This window comes from Streptomyces katrae (genome assembly GCF_000966975.1).
Classification (GTDB): domain Bacteria; phylum Actinomycetota; class Actinomycetes; order Streptomycetales; family Streptomycetaceae; genus Streptomyces; species Streptomyces katrae.
Window position 1 is genome coordinate 1 of record NZ_JZWV01000582.1, and the last position, 13,381, is coordinate 13,381.

The 13,381-nt window shown below is 75.1% G+C and carries 11 protein-coding genes and 2 pseudogenes; 6 read left to right on the plus strand and 7 right to left on the minus strand.

Annotation, left to right across the window (positions count from 1 at the left end; all coding sequences use genetic code 11):
• On the minus strand, positions 1 to 472 hold a 472-nt coding region (locus VR44_RS41370), incomplete at its 3' end, for a cupin domain-containing protein (protein WP_483855145.1).
• Positions 473 to 785: 313 nt separating this feature from the next.
• On the opposite strand from VR44_RS41370, the gene VR44_RS20980 reads away from it, so the two are divergent.
• Complete coding sequence (locus tag VR44_RS20980) at positions 786 to 1,478, plus strand: UdgX family uracil-DNA binding protein (protein ID WP_045949097.1); 693 nt, start codon at positions 786 to 788, stop codon at positions 1,476 to 1,478.
• Positions 1,479 to 1,484: 6 nt separating this feature from the next.
• Here the strand turns inward: VR44_RS20980 and VR44_RS20985 are convergent, their stop codons facing one another.
• On the minus strand, positions 1,485 to 2,246 hold the full coding sequence (locus VR44_RS20985) for a VOC family protein (protein ID WP_045949098.1): 762 nt from the start codon (positions 2,244 to 2,246) through the stop codon (positions 1,485 to 1,487).
• Positions 2,247 to 2,388: 142 nt separating this feature from the next.
• On the opposite strand from VR44_RS20985, the gene VR44_RS45180 reads away from it, so the two are divergent.
• From VR44_RS45180 to VR44_RS21000, 3 genes and pseudogenes are all read left to right on the plus strand, one after another.
• Complete coding sequence (locus VR44_RS45180; protein WP_045949099.1) at positions 2,389 to 2,604, plus strand: hypothetical protein; 216 nt, start codon at positions 2,389 to 2,391, stop codon at positions 2,602 to 2,604.
• A 190-nt stretch (positions 2,605 to 2,794) separates the two neighbouring features.
• Positions 2,795 to 3,364: a hemerythrin domain-containing protein gene (locus VR44_RS20995; RefSeq protein ID WP_045949100.1), complete on the plus strand. Its 570-nt coding sequence runs from the start codon at positions 2,795 to 2,797 to the stop codon at positions 3,362 to 3,364.
• A 3-nt stretch (positions 3,365 to 3,367) separates the two neighbouring features.
• Positions 3,368 to 4,380: pseudogene (locus VR44_RS21000) on the plus strand (NAD-dependent epimerase/dehydratase family protein); the annotation flags it as partial.
• 199 nt (positions 4,381 to 4,579) lie between these two features.
• Here VR44_RS21000 and VR44_RS21005 read toward each other — a convergent pair.
• Genes VR44_RS21005 through VR44_RS21015 form a run of 3 tightly spaced genes read right to left on the minus strand, consistent with a single transcriptional unit; the run spans position 4,580 to position 6,566 of the window.
• Complete coding sequence (locus VR44_RS21005; RefSeq protein WP_045949101.1) at positions 4,580 to 5,611, minus strand: DNA topoisomerase IB; 1,032 nt, start codon at positions 5,609 to 5,611, stop codon at positions 4,580 to 4,582.
• A gap of 30 nt (positions 5,612 to 5,641) precedes the next feature.
• Entirely contained in the window at positions 5,642 to 5,836 is a 195-nt protein-coding gene (locus tag VR44_RS21010; protein WP_045949102.1) for a hypothetical protein, read from the minus strand.
• 28 nt (positions 5,837 to 5,864) lie between these two features.
• Entirely contained in the window at positions 5,865 to 6,566 is a 702-nt protein-coding gene (locus VR44_RS21015; protein ID WP_045949103.1) for an HAD family hydrolase, read from the minus strand.
• A 360-nt stretch (positions 6,567 to 6,926) separates the two neighbouring features.
• On the opposite strand from VR44_RS21015, the pseudogene VR44_RS21020 reads away from it, so the two are divergent.
• Positions 6,927 to 8,713: pseudogene (locus VR44_RS21020) on the plus strand (thiamine pyrophosphate-requiring protein).
• Complete coding sequence (locus VR44_RS21025; protein ID WP_045949104.1) at positions 8,713 to 11,721, plus strand: FAD-binding and (Fe-S)-binding domain-containing protein; 3,009 nt, start codon at positions 8,713 to 8,715, stop codon at positions 11,719 to 11,721. The pseudogene VR44_RS21020 and the gene VR44_RS21025 overlap by 1 nt, the downstream one beginning before the upstream one ends.
• A gap of 50 nt (positions 11,722 to 11,771) precedes the next feature.
• Here the strand turns inward: VR44_RS21025 and VR44_RS21030 are convergent, their stop codons facing one another.
• Together VR44_RS21030 and VR44_RS21035 are read right to left on the minus strand one after the other, a co-directional pair.
• Positions 11,772 to 12,827, minus strand: coding sequence for an SDR family oxidoreductase (locus VR44_RS21030; protein WP_045949105.1), 1,056 nt, complete (start codon positions 12,825 to 12,827; stop codon positions 11,772 to 11,774).
• A gap of 27 nt (positions 12,828 to 12,854) precedes the next feature.
• A complete protein-coding gene (locus VR44_RS21035) occupies positions 12,855 to 13,379 on the minus strand; it encodes a DUF6328 family protein (RefSeq protein WP_045949106.1) in 525 nt (174 codons plus the stop codon).
• Positions 13,380 to 13,381: the final 2 nt, after the last annotated feature.

Genomic DNA, 13,381 nt, shown 5'->3' on the forward strand with positions numbered 1-13,381 from the left:
GGCCCAGCTTCAGTGCCGGGCCGGCGGCGCCGTCGTCGTCGGCCGCCGGTGCGGCGGGCGTGGCGAACACGTGGACGGTGACGGTAGGCCCGGCGTCGCGTGCGGCGTGCATCCGGTGGTAGAAGGTCTCGTCGAAGCAGAAGGCGTTGCCGGCGCCGATCTCCGTGGTGTGCGGGGCGGTGCCCAGGCGGGCCCGTTCGTGGGTGAGGGCGCCGCGGGCCACGTACACCGCGCCCCTGACCTGCTCGTGGTCGAGGAAGCCGGTGCCCGGCGGCATGTGCTGCCAGCTGATGGCCCACACCCCGATCCGGTCGGCCCGGAAGAGCTGGATCCAGTTGCCCTCGCCGTCCGCCTCGGACAGCCGGGGCCGCCAGCGGAGGTAGTCACGGCCCACCTCGTAGGCGATCTCCATGAGCTCCTCGGGCTCGGGGAGGGGGCCGTCCGAGCGCCGGACCGTCGGTTGCGTCTCCATCACCCACCGCCTCACGCACCGCGCCCGGTCCGGGGACCGGGTGCGGGCACCGTTCGTTCGCCGGACGCCTGCCCGCCGCCACGCCCTTCATGCCTGGCCGGCCGAGCCGGGAGGGGGCCCGGCGGGGGCGGGCCGTAAGCGCTCCCACGGGGACGTGCCGATCGTGGTACGGCGCCGGGCCCGCCGGCGGTGACCGGTCACCGGGGCGTCATCGCGTACGGCTGCTCCGGGCCGGTTTGCCGGAGGCGGCCCGGGTGAAGACGCGGGGTGAGCCGCGGGCAGCACGCCCCGGGACGCGTCGGAGGTGAGCGGTGTGGCAGCACAGCGTACGCGGGAGCGGGCCGGGAGCGGCGCCGAGCACGACGCGGGGCCGTACGTCCCGCACACCGGCGACCTCGCCGAGCTGAGCCGGGCGGCGGCGGCCTGCCGCGGCTGCCCGCTCCACGCCGCGGCGACGCAGACCGTGTTCGGCGCGGGGCCGCGCCGGGCCCGCCTGGTGCTGGTGGGCGAGCAGCCCGGTGACCGGGAGGACCGGGAGGGGGAGCCGTTCGTCGGTCCCGCCGGTACCCTGCTGCGCCGGGCTCTCGCCGCGGCCGGACTCGACGAGTCGTCCGTGTACTTCACCAACGCGGTCAAGCACTTCAAGTTCACGGTGCCGGAGACGGGCAAGCGGCGGATCCACAAGGCGCCGGACCTGCGCGAGATGACGGCCTGCCGGCCCTGGCTGGTGGCCGAGCTGGCCGCGATCCGGCCCCGGCTGGTCGTGGCCCTGGGGGCGACGGCGGGGCGGGCACTGCTGGGCGGGCCCTTCCGGGTCGGTGACCACCGCGGTCTGCTGGAGCCGCTGCCCGCGGACGGGGGCCCGGAGGGCGGGCCGGCCCTGCCGGAGGCCCGGGTGCTGGTGACGGTGCACCCGTCGGCGGTGCTGCGCGCACGGGACCGGGACGCGGCGTACCGGGGGCTGGTGGCCGACCTGGAGGTCGCCGCCCGCGCCCTCGCGGAATGAACCGGTTCAGGGGGTTTCTGTGGCTTCGGTGACGGTGAAGGGGGTGCCCGCCCAGTCGCTCAGGGTGACCCGGCGGTCCGTGGCCGAGGTGCTGACCGGGCAGGCGATGGCGCCGCCGCCGCGGACGGCCCGGTCCGCCGCCTCGTCGAGGTCGGGGACGGCGAAGTGGACCTCCCAGCGCGGTCGTGCACGCGGGTCGGGGGCCGCCTCCACGGCCCCGGCGTCGATCCTGGCCACGGTGCGGTTGTGGCGCCGGACCACGACGTGGTCCTGCTCGTAGGCGACGTCCAGCGCCCCGGGCAGCTCGGCCGCCCAGTCGAGGACCTCCCCGTAGAAGACGGCCGCGGCGAACGCGTCGCGCGCCTTCAGCTCGACCGACACCGGGCCGTCCCGGTCCGGCCACCGCTCGGGCCCCACCTCGCCCTCCCAGAACCCGAAGACCGCGCCGTCCCGGTCGGCCGCGAAGGCCAGCGGGCCGATGGCCGTGGTGGCACCGCGCTCGCGGATGCGGGCCGCCGTCACGTCGGCGTCCACGACGGCGAAGTAAGGGGTCCAGGCCATGGGGACCCCCAGCCTCGGCACGATGGCGGCGATGCCGGCCACCGGGACGCCTTCGGCGCACGCCACCCGGAACTCCTCTCCGAGCCGGCTGCGGAGGAACCGCCATCCCAGGACGTCCCCGTAGAACCGCTCGGCCGCGTCGAGGTCATGGGTGGCCAGGCTCACGCAGACCGGCGCTCCGAACACTTCACCAGTGGACCTGGACATCGCGCCGCCTCCCTTCCTTCCGGTCGTCGTCTACCCCGCACCTCCACCGTCCACCGCCGGCGGCGAAACGGCTCGTTTGCGCCGTTCGGAACCGGGAAGCCGCCGCCCAGGAGGATGTGTCCGGCCTGGAAGGAGGCCCCCGATGAAACGGACGAGCGCAGCAGGCCCGGCGGGCCGGCCGCAGGACCGTCCGGCTCCCGGCGGGCAGCCGCCGGCCCCTCCGGCCACCGGCGAGTCGGGCGGCGGCCCGGAGGAGCGCGAGCGGGCCGCACACGAGCGGGCCGTGGAGCGGGAAGCGGAAGACGGCGCCGGCGGCGCCGTCCCGGCCACTCCCCCGCCGGCGGAGCCCCCCGACTGACCCCGGTCGAGCCCGGTCGACCCCGGCCGGCCCCCGCGGGCCGCGGGGGTCCCGGGGACCACGGCGGCACGCGATCGCACGCGCCGCCGGCCCCGGCCGCCGGGTCGGCAGGCATGGAAGCACACGCCAGGGGCAGGCGCGGGGCGCAAGGACGAACGTGACGACCCTACGCACGGAAGGACGCTGAACCATGGGACACGGCGGCGATGTCGTAGCGGAACTGACCACCGACCACGACGAGGTCAAGGAGTACTTCCAGAAGCTGGGCCGGACCACCGGCGCGGAGGAGCGGCGTTCCCTCGCCGACCTCCTGACGATCGAACTGGTACGCCATTCGGTCGCCGAGGAGCAGTACCTGTATCCGGCGGTGCGCGAACACCTCGAGGAGGGCGACCTCATCGCCGACAAGGAGATCGCCGACCACGGCCGGGCTGAGCGGCTGATGAAGCAGCTCCAGGAGGAGGACGCGGCAGGGACCCGCTTCACCTCCGTCCTGCGCGAGCTGGAGGCGGACGTACTGGCCCACATCCACGACGAGGAGCAGAACCTCTTCCCGGCGCTGCGCCGGGCCTGCAGCCAGGAGGTCCTCGACGAGCTGGGCGACAAGACCCGTCGCGCCAAGAAGACCGCACCGACCCGCCCGCACCCGGGGGCGCCGTCCACTCCGCCGGCGAACAAGCTGCTGGCGCCGGGGATGGGGCTGGTCGACCGGGCCCGTGACCTGCTGTCCGGGCGCGGCAAGGACGACAGGGCCGCCTGAGCCATGAAGGTCGTCGTCACCGGGGCCACCGGCAACGCCGGCACCAGTGTGGTGTGCCGCCTGGCCGCCGATCCGCACGTGACGGAAGTCCTGGGGCTGGCCCGGCGGGTGCCCCGGTGGCGGCAGCCGGGTGTCCGCTGGGCCGCCGCCGACATCGACCCGGGCGGTACGCCGCTGGGGCCGCTCTTCGCGGGTGCGGGGGCGGTGGTCCACCTGGCGTGGAAGTTCCAGCCGACGCACGATCCGGTGGAGACCTGGCGGACGAACGTGCTCGGCTCCCTGCGGGTCTTCGAGGAGGCCGCGGCGGCGGGGGTGCCGGCCCTGGTGCACGCCTCGTCGGTGGGCGCCTACTCGCCGGGGCCGCCGTACGACCGCCTGGTGGACGAGTCCTGGCCGGCCCACGGCTGGCCCGGGGCCGCCTACACACGGGAGAAGGCCTACCTGGAGCGATGTCTGGACGCGTTCGAGGCCGGACATCCGGACATGCGGGTGGTACGGATGCGGCCGGCGTTCCTCTTCAAGGAGGCGTCGGCGTCCGAGCAGCGCCGGATCTTCGCCGGTCCGCTCCTGCCGGGGCGGCTGGTGCGGCCCGGTCTGCTGCCGGGGCTGCCCGACCTGCCGGGACTGCGCTTCCAGGCACTGCACACCGACGACGCGGCGGCGGCCTACGCCGCGGCGGTACGGCTGCCGGTGCGCGGGGCGTTCAACCTGGCGGCGGAGCCCGTGCTGGACAGCCCGTGCTGGACGTGGCGGCGCTGGCCCGGCTGCTGGAGACCCGGGTGGTGCGGCTGCCGCTGGGGCCGGCGCGGGCGGCGCTCTCGGCGGCCCGGCGGCTGCACCTCGTGCCGGCCCCGCCCGGGCTGCTCGACGCCTTGCTGCGGCTGCCGCTTTTGAGCTCGGCGCGGGCCCGCCGCGATCTGGGGTGGGAGCCCCGGTACTCGGCCGGGGAGGCGATGACCGACTTCCTGCGGGGGCTGCGCGAGGGGGCCGGGCTGCCCACTCCGCCGCTGGCCGGGGACCGGGCCCCGCACGCGGCCGACGTGGCCGACGCCTCGGAGGCGGAGGCAGAGGCGGAGACGGAGGCGCGGGCCGGAGCCGCCACCGCGGCCGGCCCGCGCCGGCCCGGCTGATCCGCCGGCCACGACGGCCCGAGGAAACCCGCCGCGACCGCCCGGAAGAGCCCGCCGCGACCCCGAAGGAGGCGGGCGCGGGCCGTCAGCCGCGGCGGTCCCGCTCCGAGAGCAGGCGCAGTACCGCGGCCTCCACCGCACCATGGGTGGCCGGCTCTCCGTACGCGACGCCCTTGCCCAGCGCGTCGAGGGCCGGCCGGACGGTGATCCCCTCCTCGTAGAGCTCGAAGAGCCGGGGGTTGATGTACGAGGCCCGGCAGACGGCGGGCGTGTTCCCCAGGTAGTCGCTGACCTCGCGCACGGCCCGGGACATGGCCCGGGCCCGGCGGGCCCTGGAGTCGCCGGCGACTTCGACGGAGACGGCGAGGGCGACGGCTGCCAGCACGGTGGCGTGCCAGGTGCGGAAGTCCTTGGCCGTGATGTCCGTTCCGGAGCGGTCGCGCAGGTAGTCGTTGAGGTCGTCGGCGTGGACGTCGTGCCAGCGCCGGCCCTGCCGGTAGACGAACAGCTGGCGCCCGTCGGTGCTGTGGCGCAGGAGTGCCCGGACCACCTGGTAGGCGGCGGGGTCGACCAGGGCGCGCGTCTGGTCCTGGCCGGACTTGCCCGGGTAGCTGAAGCAGACCTCGCCGCGGCTGCACAGGGCGTGTTCGGGCAGCAGGGTGGTCAGCCCGTAGGCTCCGTTGTCCTTGCGGTAGCCGGTGCCGCCGACGCGGAAGAAGCCCAGGTCCAGGAGGCGGGCGGTGCAGGCCAGGACGCGGTCGCGGGCCAGTCCGCGGGCGGTGAGGTCCTCGGCCACGGCTTCGCGCAGGCGGGGGAGGCGGGTCGCGACGTCCAGGACGTGCTCGTGCTTGGCGGCCTCCTGCCGGTCGCGGAACCGCTGGTGGTAGAGGTACTGGCGGCGTCCCGCCGCGTCCGTGCCCATGGCCTGGATGTGGCCGGTGGGCCAGGGGCAGATCCATACGTCGCGCCAGGCGGGCGGGATCACCAGGGCGCGGATCCGGGCCCGTTCGGCCGGGTCGGTGACGGGCCGGCCCCGGGCGTCCAGGTAGCGGAAGCCGCGGCCGTGGCGGACCCGGGTGCAGCCGGGACGGTCGGGGCGGCTGGTACGCAGTCGCATGGCCGTGCTCGGTCCTCGGCGCGGGGCGGGTCAGTGACCGGGGGCGTCGGGGTGCGCGTCCGTGTCGAGGGCCCAGGCGGTGCCGGGGCAGCCGGGCGGCAGGGGCGGGAACCGGTGCCCCTTCACGTCGGTGCTCCAGTGGTGGCGGCGGCCGCAGTCACACGTGTAGATCCCGCTGGCGGGGACGACCCGGCCCGGGTGGAACCATTCCTCGGTCTTGGTCATGCGGGGCGCCTACCCGGGCGTCCCGTCCTCATCCCTGCGGCCGCGGGGCCTTCCCGGCCAGCGGGCTGGAGTCGAGGGAGCGCAGCAGTTCCGGCGGGCCCCGGTAGACGGTCACCGGTCCCGCGGCGGTGAGTTCGGCCTCGGAGATGCCGCCGGTGAGCAGGCCGATGCACGGGACTCCGGCGCGGGCGGCGGCCTCGACGTCCCAGACGGTGTCGCCGACGAAGACGGCTTCCCCGGGGGCGGCGTCGGTGAGGGCGAGGGCCTGGTGGACCAGGTCGGGGGCGGGTTTGGACCGGTCGACGTCGTCGGCGGAGGTGGCCCCGGAGATCACGTCGTCGGCGCCGAGGGCGGCGCGGATGGCCTCGACCTCGTCGGCGGAGGCCGAGCTCGCCAGGACGATGCGCAGCCCGCGCTCGGCGATGGCGCGCAGCAGGTCGGCGGCCCGGTCCAGGACGGGGAGGGAGTCGAACCAGGTCGCGTAGAGGGCGTGGTGGGCGTCCCGGAGCCGCTGGTCCTGGGAGGGGTCGTGGGCGCTGCCCAGGAGGTGTTCCAGGATCCGGTCGCCTCCCATGCCGATGGCCCGGTGGATGCGGGCCATGGGGACGTCGTGGCCGTTCTGGTGCAGGGCCTGCCACCAGGTCAGGGAGTGCAGGTAGTTGGTGTCGACGAGGGTGCCGTCGAGGTCGAAGAGGGCCGCTCGGGGCCGCTGGTCGGTGCTGGTGGTCATGGTGGGAGCCGGTCCTTCCGGTCGTGCGCGTGCGGCCGTACCGCCGTCGGGGAGGGCGGCCGCCGGCGCGCGAACGTCGCCTGCGCGCCTTCCCCGGGCCCCGCCCGCGAAACGGCGGGCGGGGCGGGCGCGGGGGTGGACGGCCGCGTTTCGGGTGTACGGGCCCGGGCAGGCGCAGCCAGAGGCCGGCCGGCCCGTACCGCCGCGAAGGGGGTCGTCGTGCAGGCCGTCGCCGACCGCGGCCCTTTCCGGCCGCGCGTGGGCGGAGGACCTCCTGCGCCCACGGGCCGGGGCCCGGCACGGTGGACTCCGCCGGCCGTGCAGGCCGGCGACAGCAGCGAGCAGGAGGGAATGAGGACGATGAAGGTAGCCGACTACGTGTTGCAGCGCCTGCGGGAGTGGGACGTCGAGCACGTCTTCGCCTATCCCGGCGACGGGATCAACGGGCTCCTCGCCGCCTGGGGGCGGGCGAAGGACGCGCCCCGGTTCGTGCAGGCCCGGCACGAGGAGATGGCCGCCTTCGAGGCCGTCGGCTACGCGAAGTTCTCCGGCCGGACCGGGGTCTGCGCGGCGACGTCCGGGCCCGGGGCGATCCACCTGCTCAACGGGCTGTACGACGCGAAGCTCGACCACGTCCCGGTGGTGGCGATCGTCGGGCAGACGGACCGCAGTGCGATGGGCGGCTCGTACCAGCAGGAGGTGGACCTGCTGTCCCTCTACAAGGACGTGGCCTCGGAGTTCTGCGAGATGGTCACGGTCCCCGAGCAGTTGCCCAACGTCCTGGACCGGGCCCTGCGCATCGCCGCGACCCGCCGCACCGTGACTGCCGTGATCATCCCCGCCGACGTGCAGGAACTCGACCACGAGGCGCCCGCGCACGCGTTCAAGCAGGTCCCCTCCAGTCTGGGCGTGGGCCGCTACGCGCCGGTTCCCGCCGACGAGGAGCTGCAGCGCGCCGCGGAGATCCTCAACTCCGGTGAACGGCCCGCGATCCTGGTCGGGCAGGGTGCCCGGCAGGCCCGCGCGGAGGTCGAGCAGGTCGCCGAAGTCCTGGGCGCCGGGGTGGCGAAGGCCCTGCTGGGCAAGGACGCCCTGCCCGACACCCTGCCGTACGTCACCGGGTCGATCGGCCTGCTGGGGACGCGTCCCTCGTACGAGATGATGCGGGACTGCGACACGCTGCTCGTGATCGGGTCCAGCTTCCCCTATACGCAGTTCCTGCCGGAGTTCGGGCAGGCCCGGGCGGTGCAGATCGACATCGATCCGACCATGGTCGGGCTGCGCTACCCGTTCGAGCTGAACATCGTCGGTGACGCCGCCGAGACCCTGCGCCGGCTGCTGCCGCTGCTCTGGAGGGGCACCGGGACGGGGCCTGGCGCGACGGCATCGAGGCCGGCACCGAACGCTGGTGGGAGGTCATGGAGCGGCGGGCCGGCGTGGCCGCCGACCCGGTCAACCCCGAACACGTGGCCCACGAGCTGGACGGGCTGCTGCCGCAGGACGCGATCATCACGGCGGACTCCGGTTCGGCGGCCAACTGGTACGCCCGGCACCTGCGGATGCGTGACGGCATGCGCGGTTCGCTCTCCGGAACCCTGGCGACGATGGGCCCGGGGGTGCCGTACCTGATCGGCGCGAAGTTCGCGTACCCGGACCGGCCCGGCATCGCGCTCGTCGGCGACGGCGCCATGCAGATGAACGGGATGGCGGAGCTCATCACCGCCGCGAAGTACTACCCGGAGTGGTCGGATCCGCGGCTGGTGGTGGCGGTGCTGAACAACCACGACCTCAACCAGGTCACGTGGGAGATGCGCGCCATGCAGGGCGCCCCGCAGTTCGAGGACTCGCAGGCCATCCCGGACGTCCGCTACGCCGATGTGGCCGCCCTGTTCGGCCTCGGCGGGGTGCGGGTGGAACGGCCCGAGGACGTGGCACCGGCCTGGCGTCAGGCCCTCGCCGCCGACCGGCCGTTCGTCATCGACTTCCGCACGGACCCGGCGGTGCCGCCGATCCCGCCGCACGCCACCTGGGACCAGATCAAGGCGTCCGCCTCGTCGGTGCTGCACGGGGACAGCGACCGCGGCGACGTCGTGCGCCAGGGGCTGAAGGCGAAGCTGCAGGACTTCCTGCCCGGTGGGGCGGGCTGATGGCGGCCGGTCCCGCCGCGGTGGACCTGGCCGGGCTGGAGCGCGCGCTGCGGGCCGAGGTGGAGGGGGAGGTCCGCTTCGACGCGGGCAGCCGCGGCGCGTACTCCACCGACGGCTCCAACTACCGGCAGGTGCCCCTCGGCGTGGTCGTCCCCCGGACGGTGGAGGCGGGTGCGCGGGTGGTCTCCGTCTGCGCGCGCTTCTCCGCGCCCGTCCTGTCGCGGGGCGGCGGCACCAGCCTGGGCGGGCAGTGCACGAACACGGCCGTGGTGATCGACTGGACCAAGTACTGCAACCGGCTGGTCTCGGTGGATCCGGCGGCCCGCTCCTGCGTGGTCGAGCCGGGTATCGCCCTGGACGAGCTCAACCGGCAACTGGAGCCGTACGGGCTGAAGTTCGGGCCGAGGCCGGCCACGCACAGCCACTGCACGCTGGGCGGCATGATCGGCAACAACAGCTGCGGGGCCTCGGCCCAGGCGTACGGCAAGACGGTCGACAACGTCCGGCGCCTGGAGGTCCTCACCTACGGCGGGGACCGCTTCTGGGCCGGTCCCACGGGCCCGGAGGAGTACGAGCGGATCGTCGCCGCCGGGGGCGGGCCCGCCCGCATCCACCGGGGGCTGAAGGACATCGCCGGGCGCCATCTCGCCGAGATCCGCCGCGGCTACCCGAAGATCCCCCGGCGGGTGTCGGGCTACAACCTGGACTCCCTTCTGCCGGAGAACGGATTCGACGTGGCCCGGGCCCTGGTGGGCAGCGAGGGCACCCTGGTGACGGTGCTGCGGGCGGAGCTCGCTCTGGTCGGGGTCCCGGCTGCGGAGGCGCTGCTGGTCCTCGGCTACGAGGACGTGTACGCCGCCGCGGACACCGTTCCCGCGCTGCTGGAGCACAGCCGGCCGGCCCAGCTCGAAGCGGTCGACGGCCGGATGGCGCAGCTGATGCGGGAGGAGGGGGTCCACCTGCACTCCCTGGAGCTGCTGCCCGAGGGCGACGCCTGGCTGCTCGTCCAGTTCACCGGTGACTCCGAGGAGGAGGCGGACCGGCAGGCGTACGAGCTGCTGCGGGCCATCGGACGCGGTCAGGACGACGCCTCGGTGGCGTTCTCCGACGACCCGCCCCGGGAGCAGGAGTTCCTGAAGGCCCGGGAGGCGGGGCTCGGGGTGACGGCCCGGCCGCCGGACGGCTCGGAGACCTGGGAGGGCTGGGAGGACTCGGCCGTGGCCCCGGAGCGGCTGGGCGGCTACCTGCGCGACCTGGAGCGGCTGTACGAGCGGTACGGCTACCAGCAGGCCTCGCTGTACGGGCACTTCGGCCAGGGCTGCGTGCACACCCGGATCCCGTTCGGGCTGCGCGACGCCAAGGGCGTGGAGGCGTTCAGGGCGTTCCTGGAGGACGCGGCGGACCTGGTGTCCTCGTACGGCGGTTCGCTGTCGGGCGAGCACGGTGACGGGCAGGCACGGGGCGAGCTGCTGCCCCGTATGTTCGGTACGGCCCTCGTGACGGCGATGGGGGAGGTCAAGGCGCTGTTCGACCCGGGGAACAGGATGAACCCCGGCAAAGTGGTCGGCCCCCGTCCGGTCGACGCGGACCTGCGGCTGGGGCCCCGCTGGCGGCCGAAGCCGCAGCGGAGGACGTTCTTCGCGTACTCCGAGGACGACCACGACTTCACCCGGGCCGTGCAGCGGTGCGTGGGCATCGGCAACTGCCGTGCGCACGAGGGCGGGGTGATGTGCCCCTCGTACCGGGCCACCCTGGAGGAAGAGCATTCCACCCGGGGCCGGGCGCGGCTGCTGTTCGAGATGCTGGACGGGCACGGGGACTCCCCCGTCGGCGACGGCTGGCGCTCCACCGAGGTGCGGGACGCGCTCGACCTGTGCCTGTCGTGCAAGGGCTGTTCGTCCGACTGCCCGGTGGGGGTGGACATGGCCACGTACAAGGCCGAGTTCCTCGCCCAGCACTACCGGTGGCGGCCGAGGCCGCCCGCGCACTACTCGCTGGGCTGGCTCCCGCTGTGGGCGCGGCTCGCGCGCCCCGCTCCGGAGGTGGCGAACGCCGTGCTGCGGGCGCCGGTGCTGGGCCGGCTGGGGAAGCTGGCGGGGGGCGTGGATCCGCGGCGGGCCGCTCCGCCGTTCGCGTCCGTGTCCTTTCAGGAGGCCTGGCGGCGCTCACGGCGTCCCGAGCCCCGGCCGGAGGACCCGCGCACGGTGCTGCTGTGGCCGGACACCTTCACCAACCACTTCCATCCGCACGTCGCCGGCGCCGCGGTGCGGGTCCTGGAGGACGCCGGGTTCCGTGTGACGGTGCCGGCCGCTCCGGTGTGCTGCGGGCTGACCTGGATCTCCACCGGGCAGCTGGGCATCGCCCGGCGGGTGCTGGAACGCACCACGCGTACGCTGCGCCCGTGGCTGGAGGCGGGTACGCCGGTCGTCGCGCTGGAGCCGTCCTGCGCGGCCGCGCTGCGCTCCGACGCGACCGAGCTCCTGGCCGGGGACGAGGACGCCCGGCGGCTGGCGGCGCAGACGCGGACGTTCGCCGAGCAGCTCGTCCACCACGCCCCGGAGGGCTGGCGGGCGCCGTGGGCCGGGCGGGCGGCGACGGTGCAGACCCACTGCCACCAGTACGCCGTGCTGGGGACCGGGCCGGACCGGGAGCTGATGCGCCGGGCCGGGCTGGACGCCGACGTGCTGGACGCGGGCTGCTGCGGTCTGGCGGGTAACTTCGGCTTCGAGCGCGGCCACTACGAACTGTCGATGGCCATCGCCGAGCAGGGGGTCCTGCCCGCCGTGCGCGCCACCGCCGCCGACGCCTTCGTGCTGGCGGACGGCTTCAGCTGCCGGACGCAGATCGAGCAGGCGGGCACCGGCCGCCGGGCCCTGCACCTGGCGGAGGCCCTGGCCCTCGCCCTGGACGGCCCGCCGCCCCACGACGACCGTCCGGAACGGGCCGCCCCCAGGGCCGGGCGGACGCGTCGCGGCGCACCTCGCGCGGCCACGCGCACACCGCCGTGACGACGGCCGGGTGCGGTGGCTCAGCGGATGCGGTGTCCGGGTGCGGTGGCTCAGCGGTGTGCGGTCCGGTGGTGGCGCAGGGCCGCCAGGCCCAGGGTCGCCGCCGCCGCGCCGGTCCACAGCAGGCGCGGGCGGCGGGCCGCCCAGGCCTCGGGGGAACGCGGGTGGGCCCGGTCGTCGAAGGTGCCGTGCGTCCCGAAGTCCCGGCCGCCGTCGCCGTCGAGGGGGTTCCACAGGTTGTGCGGGCGCTGCCCGCGGTCGGGCTCGGAGGTCTGCTGGGAGGAGAACCCGGTGCGGGCGAGGTAGCGGTCCAGCAGGCCGGGCACCAGCCGGTTGGCGACCACGGTGGCGAAGGCCCGGCCGCCCACGCAGTACACGCGCCGTCCGGGATGGCCGGCGGCGTGCACGATGGTCCGGGCGGCGACCTCCGGCTGGTAGATCGGCGGTACGGGCTGCGGGCGGTGCGGCAGCCGTGACAGGCCCCAGGCGAACTGGGGGGTGTTGACGGCCGGCAGCTGGACCACCGTGATCTTCACCCGGCTGCCGCGGTGCATCAGCTCGGTGCGCACGGAGGAGGTGAAGCCCCGGACGGCGTGCTTGGCGCCGCAGTACGCCGACTGGAGCGGGATGGAGCGTTCGGCGAGGACGGATCCGACCTGGACGATCGTTCCCGAGTCGCGGGGCAGCATCCGGTCCAGGGCGGCCCTCGTGCCGTGGACGTAGCCGAGGTACGTGACCTCCGTGACGCGCCGGAACTCCTCGGGCCGGATCTCCTCGAAGGGGGCGAAGACGGTGGCGAAGGCCGCATTGACCCAGACGTCGACGGGCCCGAAGACGGCCTCCACCCGGTCCGCGGCGGCCGCGACCTGGGCGGCGTCGGAGACGTCGGCGGGCAGCACGAGCGGGGTGCCGCCGGCCTGGGCCACCTCGTTCGCCGCCGCTTCGAGCCCGGCGCGGCCGCGGGCGATCAGCGCCACCCGGGCGCCGCGCGCGGCGAACGCGCGGGCCGTGGCGCGGCCCACGCCGGCGCTGGCTCCCGTGACGACGACGGTCTGGCGGGGCCGGCCGGAGTGGTGACGGGGGTGCTCACTACGGGTGGTTTCCATGGTTTCGGGCTCCCTGTGGGCCGGGCGTCACTCGTGATTCTGGTCGGTGTGCCGCTCCCGCGCCCACAGGGGCAGCGCGAACCAGCACAGCAGGTACCAGGCCACCACCCCGCTGACGAGGCACGGGACGAGCGCCCCGTGGGTGACCACGCGCAGGACGAGGAAGAGCGCGGAGGTGAAGGTGGCGAGCAGCAGCACGATGCCCGCGAAGGTCAGGCGCGAGGCCCAGACCACCGCTTCGGGTTTGATCCGGCGCCCCGAGACGATGCGGTGGAAGGACACCGGTCCGATGAGCGCGCCGGCGGCCAGCGAGCCGGCCACCACCGTGACGACGTAGATGGCCTTGTCGGTCGCGGAGATGCCCTGGAAGTGCGGGGTGAAGGCGACCGTGAGCAGGAAGCCGAAGAGGATCTGTACGCCCGTCTGGGCGACCCTGATCTCCTGCATCAGCTCCTGCCACTGCCGGTCGGCCCGCTCTTCCCTGCTCTCGCGCCGGCCCCGGTCGGCTCCTCCACCGCCGTCCGGCCGCGCGGCAGCCTGCCGCTCCTTCATCC

Coding starts and splice junctions, on each gene's coding strand:
- VR44_RS21035 (WP_045949106.1), bottom strand. CDS start 13,379: ATGAAGGAGCGGCAGGCTGCCGCGCGGCCGGACGGCGGTGGAGGAGCC.
- VR44_RS45180 (WP_045949099.1), top strand. CDS start 2,389: ATGAAACGGACGAGCGCAGCAGGCCCGGCGGGCCGGCCGCAGGACCGT.
- VR44_RS20985 (WP_045949098.1), bottom strand. CDS start 2,246: ATGTCCAGGTCCACTGGTGAAGTGTTCGGAGCGCCGGTCTGCGTGAGC.
- VR44_RS21030 (WP_045949105.1), bottom strand. CDS start 12,827: ATGGAAACCACCCGTAGTGAGCACCCCCGTCACCACTCCGGCCGGCCC.
- VR44_RS21025 (WP_045949104.1), top strand. CDS start 8,713: ATGGCGGCCGGTCCCGCCGCGGTGGACCTGGCCGGGCTGGAGCGCGCG.
- VR44_RS21015 (WP_045949103.1), bottom strand. CDS start 6,566: ATGACCACCAGCACCGACCAGCGGCCCCGAGCGGCCCTCTTCGACCTC.
- VR44_RS20995 (WP_045949100.1), top strand. CDS start 2,795: ATGGGACACGGCGGCGATGTCGTAGCGGAACTGACCACCGACCACGAC.
- VR44_RS21005 (WP_045949101.1), bottom strand. CDS start 5,611: ATGCGACTGCGTACCAGCCGCCCCGACCGTCCCGGCTGCACCCGGGTC.
- VR44_RS21010 (WP_045949102.1), bottom strand. CDS start 5,836: ATGACCAAGACCGAGGAATGGTTCCACCCGGGCCGGGTCGTCCCCGCC.